The organism is Ensifer sp. PDNC004, assembly GCF_016919405.1.
GTDB lineage: Bacteria > Pseudomonadota > Alphaproteobacteria > Rhizobiales > Rhizobiaceae > Ensifer.
This window is the reverse complement of the sequence record NZ_CP070352.1, coordinates 358,201-383,890: the sequence shown is the minus strand read 5'-3', so window position 1 is coordinate 383,890 and position 25,690 is coordinate 358,201. Positions and strand designations below refer to the sequence as shown.

At 62.4% G+C, this 25,690-nt stretch carries 29 protein-coding genes; 22 read left to right on the top strand and 7 right to left on the bottom strand.

What is annotated here, in order from left to right; translation table 11 throughout:
* Positions 1-22 precede the first annotated feature (22 nt).
* The 5 genes from JVX98_RS01740 to JVX98_RS01720 all read right to left on the bottom strand — a co-directional run bounded on the left by JVX98_RS01740 (position 23) and on the right by JVX98_RS01720 (position 3,507).
* Positions 23-1,318, bottom strand: a complete 1,296-nt coding sequence (locus JVX98_RS01740; RefSeq protein ID WP_205236660.1) for an MFS transporter — start codon at positions 1,316-1,318, stop codon at positions 23-25.
* Positions 1,319-1,503: 185 nt separating this feature from the next.
* A complete protein-coding gene (locus tag JVX98_RS01735; RefSeq protein WP_205236954.1) occupies positions 1,504-1,899 on the bottom strand; it encodes a MarR family winged helix-turn-helix transcriptional regulator in 396 nt (131 codons plus the stop codon).
* A 69-nt stretch (positions 1,900-1,968) separates the two neighbouring features.
* A complete protein-coding gene (locus JVX98_RS01730; protein WP_371826516.1) occupies positions 1,969-2,403 on the bottom strand; it encodes a GNAT family N-acetyltransferase in 435 nt (144 codons plus the stop codon).
* A gap of 106 nt (positions 2,404-2,509) precedes the next feature.
* Positions 2,510-3,031 (bottom strand): hypothetical protein, encoded by a 522-nt coding sequence (locus JVX98_RS01725; RefSeq protein ID WP_205236659.1) that lies wholly within the window; start codon positions 3,029-3,031, stop codon positions 2,510-2,512.
* Between the two features lie 50 nt (positions 3,032-3,081).
* On the bottom strand, positions 3,082-3,507 hold the full coding sequence (locus tag JVX98_RS01720) for an Lrp/AsnC family transcriptional regulator (RefSeq protein ID WP_043613515.1): 426 nt from the start codon (positions 3,505-3,507) through the stop codon (positions 3,082-3,084).
* A 92-nt stretch (positions 3,508-3,599) separates the two neighbouring features.
* On the opposite strand from JVX98_RS01720, the gene JVX98_RS01715 reads away from it, so the two are divergent.
* The 8 genes from JVX98_RS01715 to JVX98_RS01680 all read left to right on the top strand — a co-directional run bounded on the left by JVX98_RS01715 (position 3,600) and on the right by JVX98_RS01680 (position 10,861).
* The gene (locus tag JVX98_RS01715; protein ID WP_246764885.1) at positions 3,600-4,682 is read left to right on the top strand and encodes an ornithine cyclodeaminase; all 1,083 of its coding nucleotides are present in this window, start codon (positions 3,600-3,602) and stop codon (positions 4,680-4,682) included.
* A 1-nt stretch (position 4,683) separates the two neighbouring features.
* On the top strand, positions 4,684-5,655 hold the full coding sequence (gene ctlX, locus JVX98_RS01710) for a citrulline utilization hydrolase CtlX (RefSeq protein WP_192449684.1): 972 nt from the start codon (positions 4,684-4,686) through the stop codon (positions 5,653-5,655).
* A gap of 31 nt (positions 5,656-5,686) precedes the next feature.
* Positions 5,687-6,490 (top strand): dimethylarginine dimethylaminohydrolase family protein, encoded by an 804-nt coding sequence (locus JVX98_RS01705; RefSeq protein WP_043613513.1) that lies wholly within the window; start codon positions 5,687-5,689, stop codon positions 6,488-6,490.
* Between the two features lie 28 nt (positions 6,491-6,518).
* Complete coding sequence (locus JVX98_RS01700; RefSeq protein WP_077964471.1) at positions 6,519-7,319, top strand: transporter substrate-binding domain-containing protein; 801 nt, start codon at positions 6,519-6,521, stop codon at positions 7,317-7,319.
* A gap of 164 nt (positions 7,320-7,483) precedes the next feature.
* On the top strand, positions 7,484-8,197 hold the full coding sequence (locus JVX98_RS01695) for an ABC transporter permease (protein ID WP_043613509.1): 714 nt from the start codon (positions 7,484-7,486) through the stop codon (positions 8,195-8,197).
* Positions 8,197-8,898, top strand: coding sequence for an ABC transporter permease (locus JVX98_RS01690; protein ID WP_192449685.1), 702 nt, complete (start codon positions 8,197-8,199; stop codon positions 8,896-8,898). The genes JVX98_RS01695 and JVX98_RS01690 overlap by 1 nt, the downstream gene beginning before the upstream one ends.
* A gap of 36 nt (positions 8,899-8,934) precedes the next feature.
* Positions 8,935-9,699, top strand: coding sequence for an ABC transporter ATP-binding protein (locus JVX98_RS01685; protein ID WP_192449686.1), 765 nt, complete (start codon positions 8,935-8,937; stop codon positions 9,697-9,699).
* Between the two features lie 10 nt (positions 9,700-9,709).
* A complete protein-coding gene (locus tag JVX98_RS01680) occupies positions 9,710-10,861 on the top strand; it encodes a M20 aminoacylase family protein (RefSeq protein WP_205236657.1) in 1,152 nt (383 codons plus the stop codon).
* Positions 10,862-10,887: 26 nt separating this feature from the next.
* On the opposite strand, the gene JVX98_RS01675 is transcribed toward JVX98_RS01680, so the two are convergent.
* Complete coding sequence (locus JVX98_RS01675; RefSeq protein ID WP_205236656.1) at positions 10,888-12,264, bottom strand: FAD-containing oxidoreductase; 1,377 nt, start codon at positions 12,262-12,264, stop codon at positions 10,888-10,890.
* Positions 12,261-12,728, bottom strand: a complete 468-nt coding sequence (locus JVX98_RS01670; RefSeq protein WP_205236655.1) for a DUF4126 domain-containing protein — start codon at positions 12,726-12,728, stop codon at positions 12,261-12,263. Before JVX98_RS01670 ends, JVX98_RS01675 begins: the two co-directional genes overlap by 4 nt.
* A 333-nt stretch (positions 12,729-13,061) precedes the next feature.
* Between JVX98_RS01670 and JVX98_RS01665 the strand changes: the two genes are divergently transcribed.
* The 14 genes from JVX98_RS01665 (at position 13,062) to JVX98_RS01600 (ending at position 25,678) form a co-directional block, all read left to right on the top strand.
* Positions 13,062-13,973, top strand: a complete 912-nt coding sequence (locus tag JVX98_RS01665) for an ABC transporter substrate-binding protein (protein WP_205236654.1) — start codon at positions 13,062-13,064, stop codon at positions 13,971-13,973.
* A 97-nt stretch (positions 13,974-14,070) separates the two neighbouring features.
* A complete protein-coding gene (locus JVX98_RS01660) occupies positions 14,071-15,240 on the top strand; it encodes an ABC transporter permease (protein ID WP_205236653.1) in 1,170 nt (389 codons plus the stop codon).
* On the top strand, positions 15,237-16,175 hold the full coding sequence (locus JVX98_RS01655) for an ABC transporter ATP-binding protein (protein ID WP_205236652.1): 939 nt from the start codon (positions 15,237-15,239) through the stop codon (positions 16,173-16,175). Before JVX98_RS01660 ends, JVX98_RS01655 begins: the two co-directional genes overlap by 4 nt.
* The gene (locus tag JVX98_RS01650) at positions 16,175-16,912 is read left to right on the top strand and encodes an ABC transporter permease (RefSeq protein ID WP_205236651.1); all 738 of its coding nucleotides are present in this window, start codon (positions 16,175-16,177) and stop codon (positions 16,910-16,912) included. The genes JVX98_RS01655 and JVX98_RS01650 overlap by 1 nt, the downstream gene beginning before the upstream one ends.
* A gap of 78 nt (positions 16,913-16,990) precedes the next feature.
* Complete coding sequence (locus JVX98_RS01645) at positions 16,991-17,803, top strand: pirin family protein (RefSeq protein ID WP_205236650.1); 813 nt, start codon at positions 16,991-16,993, stop codon at positions 17,801-17,803.
* Between the two features lie 241 nt (positions 17,804-18,044).
* Positions 18,045-19,202 carry a Gfo/Idh/MocA family protein gene (locus tag JVX98_RS01640; RefSeq protein ID WP_205236649.1) on the top strand — a complete coding sequence of 386 codons (1,158 nt, stop codon included), beginning with the start codon at positions 18,045-18,047 and terminating at the stop codon, positions 19,200-19,202.
* Between the two features lie 13 nt (positions 19,203-19,215).
* Positions 19,216-20,100 (top strand): carbohydrate ABC transporter permease, encoded by an 885-nt coding sequence (locus JVX98_RS01635; protein WP_192449695.1) that lies wholly within the window; start codon positions 19,216-19,218, stop codon positions 20,098-20,100.
* A complete protein-coding gene (locus JVX98_RS01630; protein WP_192449696.1) occupies positions 20,097-20,954 on the top strand; it encodes a carbohydrate ABC transporter permease in 858 nt (285 codons plus the stop codon). Before JVX98_RS01635 ends, JVX98_RS01630 begins: the two co-directional genes overlap by 4 nt.
* Positions 20,955-20,992: 38 nt before the next feature.
* Positions 20,993-22,222: an ABC transporter substrate-binding protein gene (locus JVX98_RS01625; RefSeq protein ID WP_205236648.1), complete on the top strand. Its 1,230-nt coding sequence runs from the start codon at positions 20,993-20,995 to the stop codon at positions 22,220-22,222.
* Between the two features lie 92 nt (positions 22,223-22,314).
* Positions 22,315-23,448 (top strand): ABC transporter ATP-binding protein, encoded by a 1,134-nt coding sequence (locus JVX98_RS01620; protein WP_192449698.1) that lies wholly within the window; start codon positions 22,315-22,317, stop codon positions 23,446-23,448.
* A 155-nt stretch (positions 23,449-23,603) separates the two neighbouring features.
* Positions 23,604-24,380: a helix-turn-helix transcriptional regulator gene (locus JVX98_RS01615; RefSeq protein ID WP_205236647.1), complete on the top strand. Its 777-nt coding sequence runs from the start codon at positions 23,604-23,606 to the stop codon at positions 24,378-24,380.
* A gap of 95 nt (positions 24,381-24,475) precedes the next feature.
* Positions 24,476-24,865 (top strand): VOC family protein, encoded by a 390-nt coding sequence (locus JVX98_RS01610; RefSeq protein ID WP_205236953.1) that lies wholly within the window; start codon positions 24,476-24,478, stop codon positions 24,863-24,865.
* Positions 24,866-24,920: 55 nt separating this feature from the next.
* Positions 24,921-25,325 (top strand): VOC family protein, encoded by a 405-nt coding sequence (locus JVX98_RS01605; protein ID WP_205236646.1) that lies wholly within the window; start codon positions 24,921-24,923, stop codon positions 25,323-25,325.
* Positions 25,322-25,678: a DUF1801 domain-containing protein gene (locus JVX98_RS01600; RefSeq protein WP_205236645.1), complete on the top strand. Its 357-nt coding sequence runs from the start codon at positions 25,322-25,324 to the stop codon at positions 25,676-25,678. The genes JVX98_RS01605 and JVX98_RS01600 overlap by 4 nt, the downstream gene beginning before the upstream one ends.
* Positions 25,679-25,690 lie beyond the last annotated feature (12 nt).

The window sequence follows — 25,690 nt, the reverse complement described above, 5'->3', positions numbered from 1 at the left end:
TGCACCCACTGCCGAGACCCATTCAGGCCGGTTGCGGGGTGAGCGCCTCCGGTTGGCGCCGGCCAATGGTCAACACCAAGAGGGCCGCGACGATGCAGAGCATGCCGGCCGCGATCAAGGCCGGCGTATAGGTCTCCAGCGACGTCCGGCTGGCGCCGGCGAGAAAGGTCGCGCTGGCGGCTCCCAGCTGATGGCCGGTGAAAACCCAGCCGAAGACAAGGGCAGCGCACTCCGGTCCGAAGCGTTCGGCCGAGAGCTTCACGGTCGGTGGAACCGTGGCGACCCAATCCAGGCCGTAGAAGATCGCAAAGATCGACAGCGTGTAGATGTTGAAGCCGCTGAACGGCAGGAACATCAGCGACAGGCCGCGCAGGCCATAGAACCAGAAGAGCAGCCAGCGGTTGTCGTAACGATCCGACAGCCAGCCGGAGCCGATGGTGCCGATCAGGTCGAACACGCCGATCAGTGCCAGCAGGCTGGCCGCGGCAACGGGGGCAATACCAACATCGCCGCAGATCGAAACCCAGTGGGTCTGGATCAGTCCGTTGGTGCTGAAGCCGCAGACGAAGAAGGTGGCAAACAGCACCCAGAAGGTGTTGGTCCTGGCGGCGTCAGCGAGCGCCCGGATCGGTGCGATCAGCAGTTCCCCGAAGCTCTTCGCCTTTGGCGGTGTCGGAGCCATCTGCTTCGAGCCGAAGGGCGCCACGCCGAGGTCGCCAGGGCGATCCTGCATGAAAAGCAGGACCAGCGTGAAGGCCGCAAGCAGGATGACGATGATCAGCGTCAGCGCCGAGCGCCAGCCGATCGTTTCGGTGAGGGATGCAAGGAGCGGCAGGAAGACCAATTGCCCGGTGGCGTTGCTGGCGGTCATCAGCCCGACGACGAGCCCGCGTCGCTTGTCGAACCAGCGCGTCGCGACCGTGGCCCCAAGCACCAGCGCCGTCATGCCGGTACCGATGCCGAGCACCACGCCCCAGATAGCGACCAGGTGCCAGAGTTCCGTCATGTAGAAGGAGACGGCGATGCCGGAGACGATGAGGATCAGCGCGGTTGAAACGACCGGGCGCACGCCGAAATGGTTCATGAAGGATGCAGCGAACGGACCGAGCAGGCCGAAGAGGCAAAGCCGGATGGCGAGCGCCAGCGAGATTTGCGCATTGGTCCAGCCGAATTCAGTCTCGAGCGGCTTGATCAGTACGCCGGCCGAGCCCATGGCGCCGGCGGTTGACAGCATGACCAGAAAGGTGACGGCGGCGACAGCCCAGCCGTAATGGATATTGCGTCTGGCAAGATAACGCGAAAGCGCCGGACCGAGCATCGTCGATTTCCTTCTGTCTATGTTTTCGGGCATGCGACAGCGCTGCGCGGGCGGTTGGGAGCGCAGGTCGCAGATTGAACCGTTGTTTGGCAGTATTCTTCCGGTTCCGGGCAGCGCAGGCTGCCTGGATTATCCTGGCCACAAGTCGCAGACTGCGACCGGAAAGTTGATCTGGAATCGAGGCGCTAAAGCGCCAGCAGCAGGTCCTCCAGCTGGGCGGTGGCGTCGGCTCCCAGCCGCGCCTCGATCTTGTCCTGGGCGGCCTGCCAGAGCGGTGCGCCGTCAGCCAGTATCCGGTGGCCGCTCTCGGTCAGTTCGACAATGGCCTCCCGTTGGTCCTTTCCGCTTCCCGTCGCGGCCAATCCCATTCCCTCCAACACCTTGACGTTGCGACTGACCGTTGATCGCTCGAGCTCAATCTTCCTGCCAAGCTCGGTCATCGAGATCGGTTCATCGCGCGCGATGTGCCGAAGCAGGCTGAACTGAGCAAGGTTGAGGCCAATCGGATGAAGTGCATCGTCATAGACGGACGTCACTCGCCGGGTGGCTTTGCGTAGGAGGGCACAGTAGCAACAAGACATGATGTGTGTATATACACGCAAATGATCGGCGTCAAGCGTTCCGTGGCGCGAGGGCGCTGTTCGGAGCGATCAGCGGTTCAAGCGAAACTGAAGAACGTGGTTGGGATAAGCCTGGTCGCCGATGATGAAATGGGTTTGTCCTGCCCTCTCAAAACCGTTCGCGAGGTAGAAGGCCGTTGCCTTTTCATTTACAGCGTTCACCGCCAGCCACGTGCCTGGCTGGCCAGCGTCCAGGCAGAATTGCAGGCCGGATTTCAGAAGAGTTCTCCCGAGGCCGCGACCATGGTGGCGGGGCTGGACGTAGAGCGTCGTGATTTCCAGCTCGGAGGCGATGTCCACCGGCGCTTGTGAATTTGCCGACATGCGCAAGAAGCCGTCGATGCCGACGGTGTTCTGCGAAACCCAGACGGTCTCGTTGCCGTCGCGCAGGATCTCTTCGAAGCGCGCGGTGGTAAACTGCTCTAGCGCATAGTCGGCAAAGAATGCGTTGACGCCTTCCCTGATGTACCTATGTAGTCAGACTTCCAGGCTGATCGCCGCAAGGCTGGATGCGTCCGCCATGGTCGCGCGTCTGGTCGTCGTCTCGTTCGTCACGCGGCTCTTCTCGGTCTCAATCGACAAAGGCTTCGAGTTCCTTGTCGAACTCGACCTCGACGACGTTGTTGAAGAGCGCCGTCGCCACCATGATGCCGGCGAAGGCGACGAGATCGACCAGCGCCTTGGCGTTGTAGCGCGCCTTGAGGCCCGTCCAGATTTCCTCCGGAACGGCATTGCTGTCGGCGACGATGGCGCGCCCGAAGGCGATCAGCCGCTGTTCGTCTTCGCTCGGCACGACGGTATGAAAATCGATGCCGGCATTGGCAAAGGCGCGGCGGAAGAAGCCCATGGCGATCGGCGACTTCATCGCTTCTGAAATGGAATGGGAGAGGAACCAGATCGCCCTGTCGTCGAGGGCCGGGCGCAGTTCCTCGCGCAACGTGAACCATTCCGCATAGATGCGGTGCGCGACCGGTGAATGCAAAAGCGTGCGCTTCATGTTGGTCATGCGGCCGCGCACGCGGACCTCCTCGTCATGCGCGGCGCGGATATCGTCGGAAGCGGTGTCGTAGTCGATCTGGGGGATATGGGTCATGGTCATGCCTGTCTTGGTGGCGCGAGCTGCGCAGATGATGGTTAGAAGCGTTAGACGGTGCTGAGCAGAATGCTCGTTTCGCTGTTCGACACGCCGTCAACGTCGCGCACTTCGCGCAGGATGCGATCGAAATCGCTGAGGCTGTTGGCGCGGATTTCGGCGACCAGATCCCAGCCGCCGTTGGTGGTGTGCAGCGCATAAAGTTCCGGCAGGCCGCGCAGGTATTTGATCACTTTGGTGGTGTTGCGGCCGCTGACCTCGATCATCATGATCGCACGGATGGCGCGATCGTCATAATCCTGCCGCACGCGCAGGGTGAAGCCGAGCACCGCCCCGCTCTCGAGCAGCCGGTCGATGCGCGTCTGCACGGTCGCCCTCGATATGCCGAGCACCGCAGCGATCTTGGAGTAGGGCGCGCGGCCGTCTTCTCGCAGGAGCGAGATGAGCTGGTGATCGAGGTCATCGAAGATATGCATGAAAGATGTATATTACGATTGCGCAAATTGCTCAATATACCCTTCAATTTTGCGCAAGTTTAAAATTTCAACTCACTTCTTGCGAGCCTACGCTGACTTCATCGAATTTCTCCGATGGAGTTTTAAACGTGGTTCAGTATGTCGGTGTCGGCAACGTAATCGAGCTGGTCAAATCGATCGGCATTGAGACGTTCCTTGTGGGTCTTGCGGAATATATCGAGGACGATTTCCGCCGCTGGAACGCATTCGAGAAAACCCCGCGGCTTGCGAGCCACTCGAAGACGGGCGTCATCGAGTTGATGCCGACCTCCGATGGCGAGCATTACGGCTTCAAATACGTCAACGGCCACCCGAAAAACCCGAATGTCGGCCTGCAGACGGTGACCGCCTTCGGCGTTCTCTCCGATGTCAGCACCGGTTACCCCTGTCTCGTTTCCGAGATGACGATCATGACGGGCCTGCGCACGGCGGCGACATCGGCGCTTGCTGCGAAGTACCTCGCTCGTCCCGACGCCCGCTCGATGGCGATCATCGGTCTCGGCGCCCAGTCCGAATTCCAGGCGCTCGCCTTCCGTGCGCTTCTCGGCGTCAAGCGGCTGCAGGTTTTCGACATCGACAGCGAAGCGGCGACCAAGTTCTGCAACAACCTCGCGGATATGGACTTCGACATCGTCGTCGCAGCCACGGCGGAAGAAGCCGTTGCTGGCGCCGACATCATCACGACCGTCACGGCCGACAAGCGCAACGCCACGATCCTCTCCGACAACATGGTCGGCGCCGGCGTGCACATCAATGCGGTCGGTGGCGATTGCCCCGGCAAGACTGAACTGCAGGGCGATATCCTGCGTCGCGCCGACGTGTTCGTCGAATATCCGGAGCAGACCCGTATCGAAGGCGAGATCCAGCAGATGGCGCCGGACTTCCCAGTCACCGAACTCTGGCAGGTGATTGCCGGCGAGGCCGAAGGCCGTCGCTCGAGCGCCCAGATCACCATCTTCGATTCCGTCGGCTTTGCCACCGAAGATTTCTCGGCGCTGCGTTTCCTGCGCGACAAGATCCAGGGCACCCCGTTCTATACCGAACTCGACCTGACGACGCAGCCCGAGCATCCGCGCGATCTCTATGGCCTGTTCCGGCAGCAGCCGACGGCCCCCGTCGAGCGGAGCGCTGCGTAAGATGAAGAGACTGTCCGTGCAGGCGCCGAAGGGCGTCGTGATGATCCGTCCGCACCATTTCGGCCCGAACCCGATGACGGCCGAGGACAACGCCTTCCAGGCAACCGACGCGGCGCGCCAGCCATCGGCAATCGCCAAGGAGGCTTATGACGAAGTCAGCCGCATGGCTGACGGGCTCGCCGATGCTGGCGTCGCGGTCCATCTCTTCGAAGACGAAACGACGACCCGTCCAGACTCTGTCTTCCCGAACAACTGGTTCTCGACCCACTCGGGCGGTCACGTCGCGATCTATCCGATGTATTCGGAAAGCCGCCAGAGCGAGCGCCGCGCCGACATCATCGAGATGCTGAAGAACGAATACCGCGTTCAGGATGTGATCGACTATTCCGGCCTCGAAAAGGACGGTGTCTATCTCGAAGGCACCGGCGCCATGGTGCTCGACCATATCGGTCGCGTCGCCTATGCCGCCCGCTCCAACCGTACCAATGAAGTGGCGCTGGAACGTTTCTGTACCCACTTCAATTTCGAGCCGATGATCTTCGGCGCGATCGACCGCCAGGGCAACTCGATCTACCATACCAACGTGCTGATGTGCATCGGCACCGAGTTTGCGCTGATCGGCACGAGCATGATCCCGGATGCGGCCCGCCGCCGGGAAATCTGCGCCCGCCTGGAAGAGACCGGCCGCCAGGTCATCGACCTGACGCTGGAGCAGATCGAAAACTTCGCCGGCAATGCCATCGAACTCGATGGGGCCGACGGCCGCGTCGTCGTCATGTCGGCCCGCGCACTCGCTTCGCTCCGCGCCGACCAGATCAAGGCGCTGGAAGTCTCGGCGCGTGTTCTCGCCTTCGACGTTCCGACCATAGAGCTTGCCGGCGGGTCCGTGCGCTGCATGCTCGCTGGCATTCACCTGTCTCGTCGGGAAAACGTGAACAAGCAACCGCTTTACGCCGCCATGTCCGATCGCTAGAAGCACCTCATCCAAGCCAAAGGTATTACAAATGTCGCAGTCACGCCCTGTCTACCAGTTCAACAACATCATTGTGCGCACCCCGTCGAAGTCGGTCGTCAACGGCCTGCGTGCCGACGACCGCGGCAACCCAACCTTTGAGGGCGTGAAGGCTGAACACGACGCCTATATCGCGGCGATGAAGGATGCTGGCGTGAAGGTCACGGTGCTGCCGGCGCTCGAAGCCTTCCCGGACTCGATCTTCGTAGAGGATCCGGCGCTGGTCTTTACCGAAGGAGCAATCCTTTTGCGTCCGGGCGCCGAGACCCGCGTCAAGGAAACGCCCGAGATCGAGCCGACGCTGCGCGCCATGTTCGAGACTGTGCTCGATCTGCCGGGCGAAGGCTTTGCTGATGGCGGCGACGTGCTGACGACCCGCGAAAGCGTGATGATCGGCCTTTCGGCCCGCACCAACAAGGTCGGCGCCGAAGCCCTTCAGGCTTGCCTCACCAAGCTTGGCCGCAAGAGCGAGATCGTCGCGACGCCGGAAGGCGTGCTGCACTTCAAGACCGATTGCTCGCTGCTTGATGACGAGACCGTGCTGTCGACCGCCCGCCTTGCGAAGTCCGGTGCGTTTGAGCGTTTCAAGCAGGTGATCATTCCCGAGGGCGAAGAGCCTGCGGCGAACGCACTGCGCGTCAACGACGTCGTCATGGTCGGCTCGGACTTCCCGCGCACGATCGAGATGCTCGACAAGCTCGGCTACAAGGTCGTGCCCATGAAGACGACGGAGATCGGCAAGATCGACGCAGGTCTGTCCTGCATGTCGCTGCGCTGGTTCAGCAACACGCTCTGATCCGACGCAATCCCCGAGGAGGAACATTATGAAGACGTTGAAGACCGCCCTGTTCGCAGGGATCGCCCTTTCCATGGCTGCGGGCAGCGCCCTTGCCGAGGACACGTTGCGCCTCGGCATGACGCCGGAGCCTTATATGCCTTTCACCCAGGTCAACGCCGGCGGTGAGTGGGAGGGCCTGGAAGCCGACCTTTCCCGTGCGCTTTGCGAGAAGATGGCCGTCAAGTGCGACATCAACCAGATGGCCTGGGACGGACTGATCCCGTCGCTCAAGGAAAACAAGATCGACTTCATCATCGGCGCCTTCTCGATCACCGACGAGCGTCGTCAGGTCGTCGATTTCTCGGCGCCGTACTACACCGAGGGCACGTCTTTCGTCGGCTCCAAGGGTGATACCAGCGAGATCAAGACAATCGACGCGGCTGACGGTTCCGGCAAGATCATCGATCCGGCAAGCGTCGAGGGCAAGATCATCGGCGTGCAGGCGTCGAGCGTCCAGTCGGCCTATGTCACCAAGTACCTGACCGGCGCCGAAGCCAAGAGCTACGACACCGCCGACAATTCGGTCGCAGACCTCATTGCTGGCCGCGTCGACTACGTGCTGATCCCCGATCTCTACATCCAGACGTTCCTGAAGACGCCTGAAGGTGCGGACTACGAGGTCAAGGTCGAAGTGCCGAAGAACGTCACGCTCGGCGAAGGTGTCGCCTATGCCGTGCGCAAGGGCGATGCCGCAACGCTCGACAAGGTCAACGCCGGCCTTGCTGCCCTGGAAAAGGACGGCACGACGCAGAAGCTCGTCGACAAGTGGATCTTCGGCAAGAAGTGATCGCATGATTTGGAAGCCGGCGGCGGTCTTGGATCGCCGCCGGCCTCGATCGCCAAACCGGCCGCAGCGTCGGGGCACCATCGCAGCAGGCGCGACAGCACCTTCCCGACCTGAGGGCGGGCGGCGCCGGGGCTGACGAGACACTCGGGAACAGGTAACGACGGATGGACTATTACTGGCAATTGCTTGCCTGGGGCGGCGAGGGCTGGGGCGACGATTTCGCCTGGGGCCTGCTGATGACCTTGCAGGTATCCGTGGTCGCCTATGCGGTTGCGGTTCTCTTCGGTTTCCTCGGGGCTGCCGGTAAACTGTCGAAACACCGCGTCCCGCGGTTTCTCGCCGACATCTACACGACGGTGGTGCGCTCGCTTCCTGAGCTGCTCGTCATCCTGCTTCTCTATTTCTCGGTAGCAAGCGGCGCCGAACGGCTGTTGAAACACTTCGGCCTCGTTGCCGAGAGCTTCCAGTTCAGCCCGTTCTGGGCGGCCATCATCGCTCTCGCCTTCGTTTCCGGCGCCTTCATGACCGAGGTGCTGCGCTCCGCCTTCCTTTCGGTGCCACCGGGCCAGATCGAGGCGGCGGTCTCGATCGGCATGTCCAGGCAGAAGATCTTCACCCGTATCGTCTTCCCGCAGATGATGCGCCACGCGGTTCCCGGCATGGGCAATCTCTGGCTGTCGATCACCAAGGAAAGCGCCATCATAAGCGTGCTCGGCTCCTTCAGCGAGCTGCTCTACACCGGCTATCGCGCTGCTGCTGGCACCAAGCAGTACATCTTTTTCTATGGGCTGACGGCCATCCTGTTCCTGGCGATCACGCTCGTTTCCGTGCTGGTGATCGCGCAGATCGAACGCCGCCTCAACCGGGGGCACCACTGATGGATACGATCTCCAACGTCCTCGGCTTTCTGCCGGCGCTGCTCAAGGCCACCCCGCTGACGTTGCTGCTGACGGCGGTCGCCGGCGTCTTCGGTCTCGTCCTCGGCACGCTGGTCGCGCTCGCCCGGCTGTCCGGCCGCCGCGCACTCTCGGTCCCGGCCTATGTTTTCACCTTCGCCTTCCGCGGTACGCCGCTGCTCGTGCAAATCTATCTGATCTACTATGGCCTCGGGCAGGTCCTGCCCGGCACCTGGGTGCGCCACAGCTTCCTTTGGCCCTATCTGCGTGATGGCCTGTGGTATGCGATCTTTGCGCTCAGCCTCAATCAGGCGTCCTATAACGCCGAGGTTATCCGCGGTGCGATCAAGGCAATCCCGCGCGGACAGATCGAAGCGGCAAAATCGATCGGCATGCGCTCGTCGATGATCCTTCGCCGCATCACCCTGCCGCAGGCGTTCCGCTCCTGCCTGCCGGTGCTGACGGGCGACCTGATCATCCTGCTGAAGACGACGTCGCTCGCCTCGACGATCACCGTGCTTGAGGTGATGGGCACCGCCCGCATCCTGCAGCGCCAGTCGCTGTTGACCTTCGAGCCGCTGATTGCCGCCGGCATCATCTATTTCACCGTCGTCTTCATCCTGACGCGCATCATGGGCGTCGTCGAGAAGCGGCTCACCCGCTACCGCACGGCGAAGGCATAAAGAGGAGGCGCGCCAAGGCGCGCGAGAGGAACGAACATGGTCGCATCAGCGCTTTCGGTGAAGAACATTCACAAGAGCTTCGGGTCCGTCGAGGTGCTGAAAGGCGTCTCCTTCGAGGCAAAGTCCGGCGACGTCATCTCGCTGATCGGCAGCAGCGGCTCCGGCAAGAGCACGCTTCTGCGCTGCATCAACTATCTGGAGACGCCGGACGAGGGGGAGATCTCCGTCTCGGGCGAGGTCATCCGGACGGTCAAGGGCAAGGACGGCAAGTTCCATGCCGTCGACAAGCGACAGCTCGAACATATCCGCACCCGTCTCGGCATGGTGTTCCAGAGCTTCAATCTCTGGTCCCACAAGACCATCCTTGAAAACATCATTGAAGGGCCGATCCATGTGCTCGGCATGACGAAGAAGGATGCGATCGGCGAAGCCGAGCTCTTGATGGAAAAGGTCGGCATCACGCCGAAGCGCGATCACTATCCCAACCAGCTTTCCGGCGGCCAGCAGCAGCGCGCGGCAATCGCCCGGGCGCTGGCGATGAAGCCCGAAGTGATGCTCTTCGACGAGCCGACTTCGGCGCTCGATCCGGAACTTGTCAACGAGGTGCTGCTCGTCATCAAGAAGCTCGCCGAAGAGGGCCGCACCATGGTGATGGTCACCCATGAAATGTCACTCGCCCGTGATATCTCGAGTGAAGTGATCTTCCTGCACAAGGGATTGGTCGAAGAACGCGGCGCGCCTTCGCAGATGATGCGCGATCCGCAATCGGCGCGGCTGCGCCAGTTCCTGCAGATGGCTTGAGGAGGCCGAAATGCGCGACGCCAATTTTTCCGAATTCCTGCCCGAGCTCGTCGACATCCGCCACAGGCTGCACGAAATGCCGGAGATCGGCCTCTCCGAGGTCAAGACCTCGGAGTTCGTCGCGGGCCTCTTGCAGTCCTGGGGCTTCGAGGTCACCCGTGGTCTTGCGACAACCGGCATCGTTGCGACGCTGAAGCGCGGCAACAGCAACCGCGCCATCGGCTTTCGCGCCGATATGGACGCGCTGCCGATGCAGGAAGAGACCGGCCTTGCCTATCAGAGCAAGCATCCGGGCGCGATGCATGCCTGCGGCCATGACGGCCACACCAGCATGCTGCTCGGCGCGGCCTGGGCGCTGTCGAAGGACGAGAACTTCAACGGCACGGTTCACCTGATCTTCCAGCCGGCCGAGGAAAACTTCGGTGGCGGCAAGCTGATGATCGAAGACGGCCTGTTCGAGCGCTTCCCTTGCGAACGGGTCTATGCGCTGCACAATTGGCCGGGTCTTCCGGTCGGCCAGTTCTCCAGCCGCGCCGGCGCCATGGCGGCGTCGATCGACGTGCTGACGCTGACGATCAAGGGCAAAGGCGGCCACGGCGCCCAGCCGGAACTGACGGTCGACCCGGTCGTCGTCGGTTCCAGCGTGGTGATGGCGTTGCAGACGCTGGTCTCGCGCAACGTCTCGCCGCACCAGCCGTCCGTATTGACGGTCGGCTCGTTCCAGGCAGGTTCCGCCTCCAACATCATTCCGGATACCGCGGTGCTGGAAATCAGCATGCGCGCCATGGACCCTGTCGTCCGCAAGCAGTTGCAGGAGCGTGTCGAGCAGATCGCCCGCCTGCAGGCGGAAAGCTACAACGCCGAAGCCGTCTTCGACTGGCAGGTCGGCTATCCCGCGACGATCAACGATGCCGAGGCGGTCGAGGACGCGCGTGCGGTGATCGCCGACACGTTCGGCGCGGATGCCTATGTCGAGTTGCCTGAGCCACTGATGGGCAGCGAGGACTTCTCGTTCCTGCTGGAAAAGGTGCCGGGCGCCTATGTGCTGATCGGCAATGGCGACAGCAGCGGGCTGCACACTACCCGCTACGATTTCAACGACGACATTCTTGAGCGCGGCGCGACCTATTTCTACCAGCTCGCACGCGCAGCGCTCGTTTAAGCGCGCGGCATCAAACGCCCGGCCGCTCAGGTGGCCGGGTGAAGGTCGCCGAAGACCGTCGGGATCAGCTCGGACACGGTCGGGTGGATATGAACCGCGTGCGTAATTGTCGTGTAGGGCTTGCCGGCATACATGACGTCGAGGATGCTCTGTACCGCCTCGTCGCCGCTCGTTCCGAGGATCGATGCACCGAGGATCTCGTTGCTTTCGGCGTCGACGATCACTTTCATGAAGCCTTCGGTCTCGCCCTTTTCCACGGCGCGGCCGACGCGGGTCATCGGCCTCGTGCCGATGAGCAGCTTGCGCCCCGACTTGCGCGCCTCGGTCTCGGTCATGCCGGCGCGTCCGAGCGGCGGATCGATGAAGAGGCCGTAGGTCGAAATGCGATCGCTGACCTTCCGCGCCTCTGCGTCGAGCAGATTGGCGGCGATAATCTCGAAGTCGTTATAGGCCGTATGGGTGAAGGCGCCGCGGCCATTGCAATCGCCCATCGCGAAAATATGCGAGACGTTGGTGTTAAGCGTCTCGTCGACTTCGACATAGCCGCGAGCGTCGGTCTTGACGCCGGCGCGGTTAAGATCGAGATCGTCGGTGTTCGGCCGGCGCCCGGTCGCGAGCAGCAGGTGAGAGCCGACGATCTCGGGTGCGCCCGCCGTGCAATCCACGCCGGCGACGACATCGTCGCCGCTCCTGGCAAAGCGGATGCACTCGGCATTGAGGCGAAACTGGATGCCCTCTTTTTCGAGGATCGCGAGAATGGCGTCGGAAACGTCCGTATCCTCGCGGCCGATCAGCCGCGGCCCCTTCTCGATCACGGTGACTTCGGAGCCGAAGCGACGGAACATCTGCGCAAACTCGAGCCCGATGTAGCTGCCGCCGACGACGATCAAGTGGCGGGGCAGGGTGTCGAGATCCATGATCGAGACGTTGGTGAGATAGGGCACCTCCGCGACACCAGGGAAGTCCGGGGTCGCGGCGCGCCCGCCGACATTCAGAAAGATCTGGTCGGCCGAGAGCAGCGCGTCGCCGACCCGGATCTCATGCGGGCTTTCGAAGCGCGCGTGGCCCTGGAACACGGTGCAGTTCTCCATACCTTTCAGCCAGTTTTCGATGTTTCCACGGGAGGTGAACCGCACCGTGTCCTTGCGCGCCATGACGCGGGCAAAGTCGATGGTGACGGGGCCGGTCGTCACGCCATAGTCTGCGCCTCGTCGCGCCAAATGTGCGGCATAGGCGCTCGCGACCATCGCCTTGGTCGGCATGCAGCCGGTGTTGACGCAGGTGCCGCCGAAGTGCTTGCGCTCGATCAGGGCGACGGTTTTGCCGGCCGCCGTGAACCGCCCGGCAAGCGATGGGCCGGCCTGGCCAGCGCCGATGATGATTGCGTCGAAATGTTTCGTCATGAGACCGAGGACACCACCCAGAGTGCGAGGAGAACGGCAACAGCATCCTCGAGAAGGGCGATCGGCAGGTCCTTGCCGCCGATGGCCGCAACGAGGCGCTTGCGCGCTTCATAGCCGCCGAGCGTTCCAATAATTGCACCGATGACGCCGGCAACCAGTCCGGGGAGCATAGCACCTCCGACCGTGCCAAGCACGGCGCCGCAGAAAGCGCCCGAAACGATGCGGGCGCCGAACTGCTGGGGAACCTTGCGGCTCGGCGTGCTCGGCAACTGATCGCCGACGAACTCCACGAGCGCCAGAAGGCCGGCGACATAGGGCGTGAACCGGAAGCCCATGAAGGCCGCCCAGGTGCCGCTGAGCGGCAGCCAGCCGGCGGCTGCGCCAATGCTGACGGCGGCAGGTGCGGTCATGGTGCGCAGGCCGGAAACCACGCCGATAAGCAGCGCGAGAAGATAGATCGACATGAATTCCCCGAACGTTCGCCGGGCGAGCCCGGCCGTCAGCCCCAGACGGGTCGGGTCGGGCGGCTTCGCGACCAAGAATGAAAGCGGTTGTTTCTGGCGGGCCACAATCAGAGTGGCCGACAATGCCGGCCTTTGCAATCGCGCAATCACCGGCGGTTTCTCTTAGTCTATGCTTTCGATCGTCTTAGTCGCCGGCGAGATTATTCACCTGCTACAGTCTCTGCGTGCAACCCTATTTTTTGCCGGGGCCTGACATATATGGAATGCCTTGCCCCGACGGAGCGGGCGTTCCGTGATCAAACTTGCGGAGCGAAACTCGAGGAGAGACCCATCATGCGCCTGACCAGACTGCTTATCGGAACTGCCCTTGCCTTCACGCTGACTGCTGCCGCGGCGAGTGCCGATGTGGTCGTATCCTCGAAGATCGACACGGAGGGCGGTGTGCTCGGCAACATCATCCTTGCGGTGCTCAACGCCAACAACATCAAGACGGTCGACCGCGTCCAGCTTGGGGCGACGCCGGTCGTGCGCAAGGCGATCACCGCCGGCGAGATCGACATCTATCCGGAATATACGGGCAATGCCGCCTTCTTCTTCGAAAAGGCCGACGATCCGGTCTGGAAGGATGCGGCCAAGGGCTATGAGACGGCCAAGAAGCTCGACTACGACGCCAACAAGATCGTCTGGCTGACGCCGTCACCGGCCAACAACACCTGGGCGATCGGCCTGCGCAAGGAAGTGGCCGACGAAAACAAGCTGAAGACGCTCAGCGATTTCGGCAAGTATGTCGCCGGCGGCGGTAAGCTCGTGCTGGCGGCATCGTCGGAATTCGTGAACTCGGCCGCCGCACTGCCGGCGTTCCAGACGACCTACGGCTTCACCTTGAAGCAGGACCAGCTCATCACGCTTTCCGGCGGTGATACCGCGGCAACGATTGCGGCCGCGGCGAACCAGACGAACGGCGCGAACGCGGCCATGGTCTATGGCACCGACGGCGGCATCGCGCCGTCCGGCCTCGTCGTGCTGGAGGATGACAAGGCGGTGCAGCCCGTCTATCAGCCGGCCCCGATCATCCGCGAAGCGGTGCTCAAGGAAAACCCGCAGATCGAGGAACTCTTGAAGCCGGTGTTCGAAAAGCTGGACCTGGTGACGCTGCAGGAGCTGAACGGCCGCGTGCAGGTCGGCGGCGAACCGGCCAAGGCAGTCGCCGAGGACTTCCTGAAGAAGAACGGTTTCCTGAAATAAGTTGACGGACACCCGGGACGCTGGTCGGATGGCCGGCGTTCCGGGATAGGCCTGCAGGTGCCGGAGACGCGCCGGCACAGGCGGGGAGGGATGTGGTTTGAAAGCACTCCGCTTTGACAAGCTCGGAGCGATCATTGCGGTCTTGGCGCTCGGCGGTGCCTTCATCGCACCTTTTGCAACGTTTCGTGCCAACCGTATCGTCGCCGGTGAGGTCAAGTCGGTGGCCGACGCCTTGCCTGCGGGCGGGAGTGCCGTGCTGCTGGCCATCGTGGTCTGCGCGGTCGTCGTCGCGCTACTGCGCTCGCCCGCTTATCTGCGTCTCGCTGCGGCCTTTGTCACGCTCGCCACGCTGGCGCTCGGCATCGGTGTTGCCGCCACGCATCTGACGCCTGAAGCCAACACTTATGCCCGGGTGTCGCCCGCTTCGGGCTTCTGGACCATGCTTTTTGCCTTCGGGCTGCTCGCGGCCGACGCCTTGACGCGACTGCGCCCGGCGCCTTTCGTGCGCGTGGTGGTGCTCGTCGCCGTGCTTGGCTTTACAGGGATACTCTTGCTTTCAGGCACCTGGGATGGTCTTTCCATCCTGAAGGAGTACGCGAGCCGCGTGGATACGTTCTGGGCGGAGGGCCGGAAGCATGTGACCCTGGCGCTCGGCTCGCTCGTCGCCGCGACCCTCGTCGGCATCCCGCTCGGCATCCTCTGCCACCGGGTCACGCGACTGCGCGACGGATTGCTCGGCGTGCTGAACGCGATTCAGACGATCCCGTCGATTGCGCTCTTCGGGATTCTCATCGCCCCGCTCGGCTGGATCGCCCTCCATGTGCCGGGCGCCGCTTCGATCGGCATTCGTGGCATCGGCGTTGCCCCGGCCTTCGTCGCCCTCTTCCTCTATTCGCTGCTGCCTGTCGTCGCCAACACCGTCGTCGGACTGGCCGGCGTTCCGCGAGACGCGAACGACGCCGCGCGTGGCATCGGCATGACCGATTGGCAACGGCTGGTCGGCATCGAATTTCCGCTGGCCTTTCCGGTGATCCTCACCGGGATCCGCATCGTGCTCGTCCAGAATATTGGCCTTGCGACCATCGCTGCGCTCATCGGCGGCGGCGGCTTTGGCGTCTTCGTCTTCCAGGGCGTCGGCCAGACCGCGATGGACCTCGTGCTACTCGGTGCCGTCCCGACGGTCGTGCTGGCGTTCGCCGCGGCGATCGTGCTCGACGCGGTCATCGAGATGGCCACACCCAACACCAGGCAGGCAGAGGCCGCATGATCGAGATCGAGAACATCATCAAACGCTATGGCGAAAGCACCGTTGTCGATGACGTCAGCCTGACGATCGCGCCGCGCACGGTCACGGTCGTCGTCGGGACCTCCGGCTCCGGCAAGACCACGCTTCTGCGCATGGTCAACCGGCTGGTCGAGCCGACCTCGGGCACAATCCGCCTCGACGGCGAGGACAATCGTTCGCTACCGGGTTATGAGTTGCGCCGACGGATCGGCTACGCGATCCAGGGGCACGGTCTGTTTCCCCATCGCACTGTCGCTCAGAACATTGCGACCGTGCCGACCTTGCTCGGATGGGAGCGGGCGCGCATCGATGCGAAGGTGGAGGAACTCCTGCGCCTTTTCCAGCTCGATCCTGCTGATTTCGGTCCACGCTTCCCACACGAACTTTCCGGCGGCCAGCAGCAGCGTGTCGGCGTTGCCCGGGCGCTTGCCGCCGAGCCGAAGGTGCTGTTGATGGACGAGCCCTTCGGGGCGCTCGATCCGATCATCCGCGCCAAGGCGCAGGACGACCTGCTTGCCATCCAGAAACATTTTCAGACGACGATCATTCTCGTCACTCACGACATGGAAGAGGCCTTTCACCTGGCCGATCGCATCGCCGTCATGGACAAGGGCAAAGTTGTTCAGTACGCGACCCCCGCCGAAATGCTGCTGAAGCCGGCCACCCCCTTTGTCGAAAGCCTGATTGGGTCGGGCGAACGGCCCTATCGTCTGCTGGCGATCGCGCCGGTTTCGAGCGCGGTGGAGCCCGGGGCCGCAGAAGGCGCGCCGATTTCGAGCGATGCCAGCCAGAGGGAAGCCTTGGCCGAACTCCTCTGGTCCGGACGAGATGCCCTGCCGGTTGCAGGTCCCGACGGTGCCGTGATCGGCAAGGTCAGCCTCAAGGGGCTGGCCAAACGCGCGGCCGGTCCAGCCTGATGCCGAAGCTCGCCACGCTCATTCGCATCGCGGTTCTCCTGGCTCTGGTCGCGTTCCTGCTGCAGCCGCATTGGTTCGAGCCGCTGCTGCGACCGCTGGTGCAGGACAACGCCCCTGTCATCTACAACCAGGGAAGCCTGCTGCAGCTGACGTTCTTGCATCTGCGCACGGTGGCGCTGGCGGTAGCAGCGGCCGCGCTGGTTGCACTGGCGCTTGCCATTCTCGTCACGCGCACCTCGGGAGCGGAATTCCTGCCGCTCTCGCGAAGCCTGGTGAATATCGGTCAGACTTTTCCGCCCGTTGCGGTCCTGGCGCTAGCGGTTCCGATCTTCGGCTTCGGTGAAAAGCCGACGCTGATCGCGCTCTTCCTCTACGGCCTGTTGCCGATTTTCGAGAATGCGCTGACGGGGCTGACGACCTTGCCTCCGTCGGTCATGGAGGCGGCGCGCGGTGCCGGCATGACGAGCGGCCAGCGGCTTCTCAAAGTCGAGCTGCCGCTGGCGATGCCGGTGATCCTGGCCGGCATCCGGCTTTCGGTGGTCATCAGCCTCGCAACCGCGACGATCGGATCGACGGTCGCCGCAAAAACGCTTGGCGAAGTGATCATCGCCGGGTTGCAGTCGAACAACCTTTCCTTCGTCGTTCAGGGTGGCCTGATCGTCGCAACGCTTGCGGTGCTTTTGCACGACGGGTTGCAGGCGGCGGAGCGGAAGCTTGCCGCGCGCATGGGCCGCTGAAGCCGCCTCACGGAACGGCCCAGGGCGCGCTCGCCATTCGTCGGCGTGCCAAGCCGCAGCATCGTGTTAGAATGGACGATGCTTTATCGAGGGGCCAGAAGTCCTGTCGTCCGGGATGCCGGCGGGTTTGTCGCCAGGCTCAACATGCCCGGATGGCTGCTGCCCTGGCCGCGCGATCATGGTTATGGTCCCCTGGCGATGGTCGTGGAATCGATGCTTTCGCCGGGTCGGCTGATCGCCATGCACGAGCACCGCAACGACGAAATCCTGTCCTGGGTGCCGGATGGCGTCATGCGCCACAACGACCGCTCCATCGGCGAGCTGGTCATCGACAGCGGACACCTGATGGTGATGAATGCGGGCACGAGCTTCTGGCATTCCGAAGAGACGTTGCCTGATGATCCGCCGCTCAGGATGCTCCAGATCCTCGTGCGCCCGCATGGCCTCGATCTGCCGCCGAACATCCAGCATGGGCCGATTGCCGCCGGGGCGGTCAACGAGTGGCGGCATCTTGTCGGGCCAGAAGGTGGGACGGCTCCCTTCTTCGTCCGCAACGCCATCGACATTTTCGATCTCCGGCTCGAGGCCGGGGTAGGGACAACGTTTCCCCGAGTGGCAGGCCGTCACCTCTATTTCTATGTCTTCTCCGGTGCGATACAGGCGGGTCGAGCCAGTTTCTGCGCGACGGAGCAGGGTCTGTTTCCCTCCGATGAAGCTTTGGACCTTGTCGCCACCCGCGACGCGCTGGTCGTTGCGTTCCTGATCGAGCCGGATGCGCCTGTCGCAAGAGGAGGGACGGTCGGCGACCACCGAAAAATCCCGACGCCCTATCTGGCCCGGCCCTTGCTCGGGCTTCTGCGCTGGCGTGACCGCCTGGTCGGAAAAACGTGAGCCGTGAAAAAGATCGTTCCGCAACGTGCAGTGGTCTGGACCGCTTTCCTCCTGCCGTAGAGTTGCGCTGTGCGCACCCTCTTTAGTTGTCCATGAAATGCCTGCTTTGTCAGCATTTGCCTGAGATATGAAAATGAATTTCACAATTTTACGAAATATGCGGATTTGAGTTGACGGCCTGAAAAAACTGTCCCAGTCTGCGAAAATAAATTACGCCAAAAGGCAGGGGAACAGGACGAGCATGAAAGTTGGCATCATCGGACTCGGATTCCGTTTGGGTTATCTCGGCTATGTCTTCAAGGCCATGGACGAGAGCTTCGAAATCGCCGGATACGTCGATCCGAACCCGGCCGGTCTGGCCACGCTTACCGAAAAAGGCATCTCTCCCGGCAAGGCCTATGCTACACCGCAAGAGTTGATCGCCAACGAGAAGCTCGATCTCCTGATGATCGGCTCGCCCAACCACATGCACCTCGACCATATCCGGATCGGCCTCGAAGCCGGCCTGAAGGTCTTCAGCGAAAAACCGATCGTGACGACGATCCAGGAGAGCCTGGAACTCGCAGCGCTCATGGCGAAGTTCGGTCATGAGCGGCTGATGGTCGGTCTCGTGTTGCGCTACGCGCCCATGTACCGCGATCTCCGCCAGGCGCTTGCCGAAGGCAAGCTTGGCCAGGTGGTCTCGATCGAGGCATCCGAGCATATCGAGCCCTATCACGGCGCCTTCTTCATGCGCGACTGGCGCCGCTACGAGCGCTATTCCGGCAGCTTCATGCTGGAGAAATGCTGCCACGACCTCGACCTCTACAATGGCGTCGTCGGTGCTCGCCCGGAACGCGTCGCGAGCTTCGGTGGCCGCAAGAGCTTCATCCCCGCCAACGATCCGGCCCGCGAAGGCATCAACGACCTCGAGCTCTTCCACCGCAAGCCGAGCGGCTGGATGGGGTCTGAAAAGGTCTTCGACAGCGACGGCGACATCATCGACTACCAGGTTGCGATCGTCGAATATGCCAATGGCGTCGGCATGAACTTCCACACCAATCTCAACGTGCCGGACCAGTTCCGCCGCTTCTGCATCATGGGTTCGCGCGGTATGGCCGAGGGCGATTTCATTCGCGGCTACTTCGACGTGCACGAGATGCTGACCGGCAAGAAGGTCATCGAGAACAAATACAAGGCCACCGAACTGTCGCAGCACTACGGTGCCGACGAGCAGATGGCGACCGATATCATCGGCCATGTCCGCGACGGCCGGCCGCTGCCGGTTTCGACGCGCGATGCGCTGGAAGCCGGCATCCTGGCGCTCTCCATGGACGAGGCTCGGCGCAAGAAGAGCGTCATAGACCTCCGGCCCATCTGGGACCGTTTCGACGAAGCCCTGCATTCCCGCGCGGCGTAAGGGGAGGCGACGGATGAGTGTTCAACGCAGCACAGTCATCTTCGCCTGGATCCTGCTTCTTCCTGCTGTTCTTTACGTCACGGTGATCGTCGCCTATCCGCTGGTCGACACCTTCATCCTGTCGTTTACGGACGCGTCGCTGAAGAAGACGACCAATTGGGTCGGCTGGACCAACTACGACAAGATCTTCAACGAGACCTTCGCCGAGGTCATCTTCCGGACCTTCGTCTGGACGTTCTTCTCGGTGTCGATCAAGATGATCATCGGTGTTTTCGGCGCAACGATGCTGAATGCCGCCGTGCCCGGCCGGGCGCTGTTCCGTCTGCTCACCATGCCGCCATGGATCGTGCCGATGGCCATCGGCATCTTCATGTGGGGCTGGATGTACAACGGCCAGTTCGGCATGATCTCCGGCGTGCTGCAGAACCTCGGCCTCAGCAATGGACCGATCGCTTTCCTGGCGCGGGGCGAAACCGCCTTCTGGGCGACGATCGTCACCGACGTGTGGATCGGCGTGCCATTGGTAACGCTCTACATGCTGGCGGCCATGCAGGCGATCCCGCAGGATCTCTACGAGGCCGCCTGGACCGACGGGGCAGGGCGCTTCTATCGCTTCCGCCGCATCACGCTGCCGCTGCTCGTGCCGTCGCTGATCACCATGTCGATGTTGTCGCTGATTGCGACCTTCAACTCCTTCGACATCATCTGGATCCTCACCCAGGGCGGTCCCAATGGTGAGACGACGACGATGATCATCGACACCTATCGCACCGCGATCGGATCGAAGAAGTATGGCGAAGGGGCGGCGCGTGCGGTGCTGATCTGCATCTTCCTGTCGATCTTCTGCTTTGCCTATTTCCGGGTCACCAGCCGTCTTTCTCAGGGGGAACAGAAATGAGCCAGCCGGCCCTGATCAATCGCTACCGCTGGTACGAGCTTGTCGGAATCTATGCCGGTATCTTCGTGTTCCTGTGCTTTATCCTGGCGCCCTTCGTCGAGGGCTTTCTGGTGTCGCTGAAGCCGCTCGGGCTGCTGTTCTCGTCACCCTATCGCTTCTGGCCGGAAAACGGCTCGTTCGCCGCCTACTTTACGATGTGGCAGAGCGTGCCGGGCTTTGCCCGCTACATCTTCAATTCCTTCTTCATCTCCACCATCGTCACGGCCATCGTGCTGGTGCTGGTCATTCCGGCTGCCTACGCCTTCGCCCGCTTCAACTTCCGCGGCGCCGGCGTGCTGCTCGGCGCATTCCTCGCCGTCAACATGTTCTCGGGCGCGGTGCTGCTCATTCCGCTGTTCCGGCTGATGCGCACCTTCGGCGTGCTCAACACGTATCTCGCCATGATCGTGCCGGGCGTCGCCTTCCTGATCCCGTCGGCGATCTGGTTGCTGCGCACCTACATGATGCGCATCCCGCGCGAACTGGACGAGGCTGCCTTCGTCGACGGCGCCAGCCACTTCTACACGCTGCGCCGGGTGATCCTGCCGATCGCCATGCCTGGCATTACCGTGGTGGCGATCACCACCTTCATCGGCGCCTATGCCCAGCAGTTCATTTACGCGCTGACCTTTAATTCCAAGAGCGAATACATGCCGCTTCCCGTCGGGCTGTTTGCCTATTTCGGGCGCCAGGAGGTGGTCTGGAACGAACTGATGGCGGCAAGCTTCGTCGGTATCGCGCCGGCCGTCGTCGTGATCTTCCTCTTGCAACGCTATCTCGTCAGCGGGCTCACCGCGGGCGCGGTGAAACAATAAGACTTAAGTCAACCACCAGAGAACGGGAGCATAAAAACGTGTCTATCCAATTCAAGACGGGGGTGCTCGCCCTTGCCCTGCTCGGCTCGACCGCGCTCGGCGCCGTGACCGCAAAGGCGGCCGACCAGGAGATCAGCTGGATCTACTGCGGCGACACCATGGATGCGGTGCACGAGAAGTACATCAAGCAGTGGGAGGAGAAGAACCCGGGCTGGAAGGTGACCCCGGAAGTCGTCGGCTGGGCCCAGTGCCAGGACAAGGCAACGACCCTTGCCGCCGCCGGCACGCCGGTCGCCATGGCCTATGTCGGCTCGCGCACGCTGAAGGAATTCGCCCAGAACGACCTCATCGTACCCGTGCCGATGACGGACGACGAAAAGAAGACTTACTACCCCAACATCGTCGATACGGTGACCTTCGACGACAACCAGTGGGGCGTGCCGGTCGCGTTCTCGACCAAGGCGCTTTACTGGAACAAGGACCTGTTCAAGCAGGCTGGCCTTGATCCCGAGAAGCCGCCGAAGACCTGGGCTGAAGAAATCGAGTTCGCCAAGACGATCAAGGAAAAGACGGGCGTTGCCGGTTATGGCCTTCCGGCCAAGACCTTCGACAACACGATGCACCAGTTCATGCATTGGGTTTATACCAACAACGGCAAGGTCATCGACGGCGACAAGATCGTCATCGACAGCCCGGAAGTTCTGGCGGCGCTCCAGGCTTACAAGGACATCACGCCCTATTCTGTCGAAGGCGCGACCGCCTACGAACAGAACGAGATGCGGGCCATCTTCCTCGACGGCAAGGTCGGTATGCTTCAGTCGGGCTCCGGTGCTGCCGTTCGCCTGAAGGACACCAAGGTCAATTGGGGCGTGGCGCCGCTGCCGCTCGGCCCCTCGGCCAAGGGCGAGGGTACACTTCTCATCACCGACAGCCTGGCGGTCTTCAAGGGCTCCGGCGTCGAAGAGAAGGCGATCGAGTTCGCCAAGTTCATCACGTCGCCCGGCCCGCAGGGCGAGTATGAACTTCAGGGCGCTGCTGGCCTGACGCCGCTTCGTCCGTCGCCGATGGTCGATGAATTCGTCAAGAAGGATCCCTACTGGAAGCCGTTCATCGACGGTATCGCCTTCGGTGGTCCCGAGCCGCTCTTTACCGACTACAAGGGCTTCCAGAACGTCATCATCGAGATGGTCCAGTCGGTCGTGACCGGCAAGGCCGAGCCGGCCGACGCCTTGAAGAAGGCGGCTGCCGACCTCGAAGAGTACAAGTAAGGCCACCGGGCCGCGATCCCATTGGGGTTCGCGGCCCTTGCTTCCTTCTGCTATAAATGAGCCGCTTCTCGCCGGTGGCCGGAGACAGTTTCTTGGGACAGCTCAATCTCAATCGGGTTCAGAAATTCTACGGGACATTCGAGGTGCTGAAAGGCATCGATCTCGAAGTCAGGAACGGTGAGTTCGTCGTTTTCGTCGGACCCTCCGGTTGCGGCAAGTCGACCTTGCTCAGGATGATCGCTGGTCTCGACGAGACCAGCTCGGGGGACATCCTGATCGAGGGCAAACGCGTCAACGACCTGCCGCCGGTCAAGCGCGGCATCGCCATGGTCTTCCAGTCCTACGCGCTTTATCCGCACATGAGCGTCTTTGAGAACATCGCCTTTCCGCTGCGCGTGGAAAAGATGGCCGAGGAGAAGCTGAAGGCAAAGGTGGAGCATGCGGCGCGCATCCTGCACCTCGACCAGCGGCTGCAGCAAAAGCCGGGCATGCTGTCCGGCGGTCAGCGTCAGCGTGTCGCGATCGGGCGGGCGATCGTGCGCGAGCCGAAGATCTTCCTCTTCGATGAGCCGCTCTCCAATCTCGACGCGGCGCTTCGCGCCGACATGCGCATCGAGCTGGCGAAGCTGCACCGGCAATTGCGGGCAACGATGATCTACGTCACGCACGACCAGGTCGAGGCGATGACGATGGCGGACCGGATCGTCGTTCTCAATGCCGGCCAGATCGCCCAGACCGGCGCGCCGCTCGAGCTCTATCACAAGCCGGCCAACACCTTCGTTGCCGGCTTCATCGGCAATCCGAAGATGAACTTCCTGCCGGTGACCTGCAAGGGCGTCAGCGACGCGGGTGTCGAGGTCGATTACAAGGGGCAATCGGTGATCGTTCCGGTCGTCCCGCAAGCCGGCCTCGCCGGTCGGACGCTGACACTTGGAGTTCGTCCGGAACATATCGTGCTCGGCACCGGCGACCTGACGCTGAAGGTGACGCCGACGGTCATCGAACGTCTCGGTGCCCACACGGTTGCCTATGCCGCGATCGGCGGAGAAGGTGAGAACTTCTGCGCCATGTTGCCGGGAACGGCGGCGATCCAGCCGGAACAAACTGTGCAGGCCGGTATCCGTACTCCCGATTGCCACCTCTTCGACGAGGCCGGTATAGCGCTCGAACGTCGCGTCGAGTTGACCGACATCGATATGGGCGTGCTCAACCCCGCGGCTGCTTGAAACCAGGGGCCAGGATCACGGTCGCGTCCGATCAGGGCGCGGCCAGTGCTTGGTAGTGTAGCTGGATATCCGTCAGTTCTGTCTGTAAAAATCGCCCGTCGCTGGCGCCCATTCCTCCTGTTCAAAGGCGATCAAGCGCACTGGGATAGGGCATCATGACGCTTAGCCGCTATACGGAGCTTCCTCATCTCGTTGACGCCAATGCCGGGATCGAAGCCGTCTGGGCGTCTGTCAGCCGCAACGAAGGCAGTTACCGGGTCCTGCCGGATGGGCGATGCGACATCATCCTCAGGTTTGCGCTCAAGGCTTCGCCAATCCGCGACCTGACGCCGATCGTGACCGGTCCAACGACTGGCTATTACGACGTCCCGCTGAAACCGGGTGCCGCCTTCGTCGGCGTGCGGCTGAGGCCCGGCCATTTCCAGAGAATTCTCGGGCTGGAGCCGATCCGGTTGCACGGTGACGCGCTGATCGGCGCGGCCGCTCTGGGCCAATGGCCCGACCTCGCCGCCCTTTGCGAGCCGGCATCGGACCAGCAGGAACTTGCCGGTCGGCTGGTGCGGTTCGTCCGCAAGCGCGATGCCGAGAGTGACTTTGAGGTGGCACCGCTCAGCCGCGACATCATAAGCGCGCTGCACGCTTCCGGCGGTCGGTTGCGCATCGCCGAGCTCGCCGCGATGCATGGTGTCTCCGAGCGCACCGCCAGGCGCATCCTCCTTCACGCGACGGGTCTTACGCCGAAGGCGTTTGCGGCGATCATCCAGTTTCATCGGGCCCTGCGTCTTTTGCGCGATCACCGCCTCAGCCCAGCCGATGCCGCGTTCGAAGCCGGCTTTGCCGACCAATCCCACATGACCCGGGTCTTCCGGCGGTTGGGCGGGTTCTCGCCGGCGCGCTTGCCCGACGTCACGCTGGTGACGATCTCGGACTGATGTCCGAATTGTTCAAGAACGGAGCCAGGCAATGAACGATGATAGCCCGTGACCGACTTCAGTGGCGGGCAACTCTTGGAGACGAAAACATGACTATCCGTTTCGGATACACGATCCTCTATGTTCCCGACGTGCCGGCAACGGTCTCGTTCTATGAGGCGGCGTTCGGTCTGAAGCGCGGGTTCGTGCATGAAAGCAACCTCTATGCGGAGATGCAGACCGGTGAAACGGCTCTGGCCTTTGCCAGCGAGACCATGGCGGAGCTGAATGGTTTTGCTGTTCGCGCGAACCGCAAGGGTGACCTCGCTGCCGGTTTCGAAATCGCGCTTGTCTGCTCGGTGCCGCAAGAGGCCTATGAGATGGCAGTCTCTGCCGGAGCATCGCCGGTGAAGCCGCCGGAAGAAAAGCCGTGGGGGCAGGTGGTCGGCTATGTCCGCGATCTCAACGGCTGCCTTGTCGAGCTCTGCTCCGCGATGCCCGCTTAGCGGCCCGGCACGACCGCGCAACCCACGAACGCCATAACTCAGGAGGAACCCGCCTGTGCGCCCGACCACAGCCTCGCCCTGTATTACGACCAACCGGATTGCCGCGTCGCGAGACTTTTACCTGACATACTTCTCTGCGCGGCTGACGTTCGACTGCGGCTGGTACATCAGCCTGGAACTGGGCCAAGGCCTGTCGCTGCAATTCATGGAGCCGCAACTGGGGCAGCCCGTGTGCAACACCGAAGGCCTCACCTATAATCTCTGCGTCGCGGACGTCGACGGCGAGTATCGCCGGATCACGGCGGCAGGCCTTGCCGCGGCACTGCCGATCGAGGATCACCCTTGGGGAGATCGTGGCTTTGCGGTGAAGGATCCGAACGGCGTGCTGCTCTACATCTACTCCAACCGCGAACCCGCGCCGGAGTTCAGGCCGTTTGTCATCGCCTCGGGTGCCGCATGACCGATGACCGGATCCAGGCCCTTCTGCGGGAGATCGAGCTTCATCGCGGCGATCAGCTTGCGATCGTCACCCGATTGCGGGACATCGCGCTTGCTTCAGGCCCTGCGGTCACCGAAGAGGTGAAGTATGGCGGCATACTGTTTTCGTCCGCTGAGAGCTTCTGCGGCGTCTTTTCCTACGCCCAGCACGTGACGCTGGAATTTAGCCGTGGCGCCGCCTTGCCCGATCCGCATGCTGTCCTGGAGGGTTCGGGCAAGCTTCGTCGCCACATCAGGCTCCTGAGCCCGGCGGATATGGATGAGAAACACGTCGCACAGTACATCGAGATGGCCCGCCAGGCCGTCGATCGCTGAAGGAGCGATCGC

Excerpts from the sequence above, each read along its gene's own strand:
- JVX98_RS01700 (WP_077964471.1), top strand. The coding sequence starts at position 6,519 with ATGAAGACGTTGAAGACCGCCCTGTTCGCAGGGATCGCCCTTTCCATG.
- JVX98_RS01635 (WP_192449695.1), top strand. The coding sequence starts at position 19,216 with ATGAGTGTTCAACGCAGCACAGTCATCTTCGCCTGGATCCTGCTTCTT.
- JVX98_RS01725 (WP_205236659.1), bottom strand. The coding sequence starts at position 3,031 with ATGACCCATATCCCCCAGATCGACTACGACACCGCTTCCGACGATATC.
- JVX98_RS01695 (WP_043613509.1), top strand. The coding sequence starts at position 7,484 with ATGGACTATTACTGGCAATTGCTTGCCTGGGGCGGCGAGGGCTGGGGC.
- JVX98_RS01630 (WP_192449696.1), top strand. The coding sequence starts at position 20,097 with ATGAGCCAGCCGGCCCTGATCAATCGCTACCGCTGGTACGAGCTTGTC.
- JVX98_RS01685 (WP_192449686.1), top strand. The coding sequence starts at position 8,935 with ATGGTCGCATCAGCGCTTTCGGTGAAGAACATTCACAAGAGCTTCGGG.
- JVX98_RS01680 (WP_205236657.1), top strand. The coding sequence starts at position 9,710 with ATGCGCGACGCCAATTTTTCCGAATTCCTGCCCGAGCTCGTCGACATC.
- JVX98_RS01675 (WP_205236656.1), bottom strand. The coding sequence starts at position 12,264 with ATGACGAAACATTTCGACGCAATCATCATCGGCGCTGGCCAGGCCGGC.
- JVX98_RS01650 (WP_205236651.1), top strand. The coding sequence starts at position 16,175 with ATGCCGAAGCTCGCCACGCTCATTCGCATCGCGGTTCTCCTGGCTCTG.
- JVX98_RS01670 (WP_205236655.1), bottom strand. The coding sequence starts at position 12,728 with ATGTCGATCTATCTTCTCGCGCTGCTTATCGGCGTGGTTTCCGGCCTG.
- JVX98_RS01645 (WP_205236650.1), top strand. The coding sequence starts at position 16,991 with ATGCTTTATCGAGGGGCCAGAAGTCCTGTCGTCCGGGATGCCGGCGGG.
- JVX98_RS01735 (WP_205236954.1), bottom strand. The coding sequence starts at position 1,899 with ATGTCTTGTTGCTACTGTGCCCTCCTACGCAAAGCCACCCGGCGAGTG.
- JVX98_RS01655 (WP_205236652.1), top strand. The coding sequence starts at position 15,237 with ATGATCGAGATCGAGAACATCATCAAACGCTATGGCGAAAGCACCGTT.
- JVX98_RS01720 (WP_043613515.1), bottom strand. The coding sequence starts at position 3,507 with ATGCATATCTTCGATGACCTCGATCACCAGCTCATCTCGCTCCTGCGA.
- JVX98_RS01640 (WP_205236649.1), top strand. The coding sequence starts at position 18,045 with ATGAAAGTTGGCATCATCGGACTCGGATTCCGTTTGGGTTATCTCGGC.
- JVX98_RS01705 (WP_043613513.1), top strand. The coding sequence starts at position 5,687 with ATGTCGCAGTCACGCCCTGTCTACCAGTTCAACAACATCATTGTGCGC.
- JVX98_RS01615 (WP_205236647.1), top strand. The coding sequence starts at position 23,604 with ATGACGCTTAGCCGCTATACGGAGCTTCCTCATCTCGTTGACGCCAAT.
- JVX98_RS01600 (WP_205236645.1), top strand. The coding sequence starts at position 25,322 with ATGACCGATGACCGGATCCAGGCCCTTCTGCGGGAGATCGAGCTTCAT.
- JVX98_RS01665 (WP_205236654.1), top strand. The coding sequence starts at position 13,062 with ATGCGCCTGACCAGACTGCTTATCGGAACTGCCCTTGCCTTCACGCTG.
- ctlX (WP_192449684.1), top strand. The coding sequence starts at position 4,684 with ATGAAGAGACTGTCCGTGCAGGCGCCGAAGGGCGTCGTGATGATCCGT.
- JVX98_RS01690 (WP_192449685.1), top strand. The coding sequence starts at position 8,197 with ATGGATACGATCTCCAACGTCCTCGGCTTTCTGCCGGCGCTGCTCAAG.
- JVX98_RS01740 (WP_205236660.1), bottom strand. The coding sequence starts at position 1,318 with ATGCTCGGTCCGGCGCTTTCGCGTTATCTTGCCAGACGCAATATCCAT.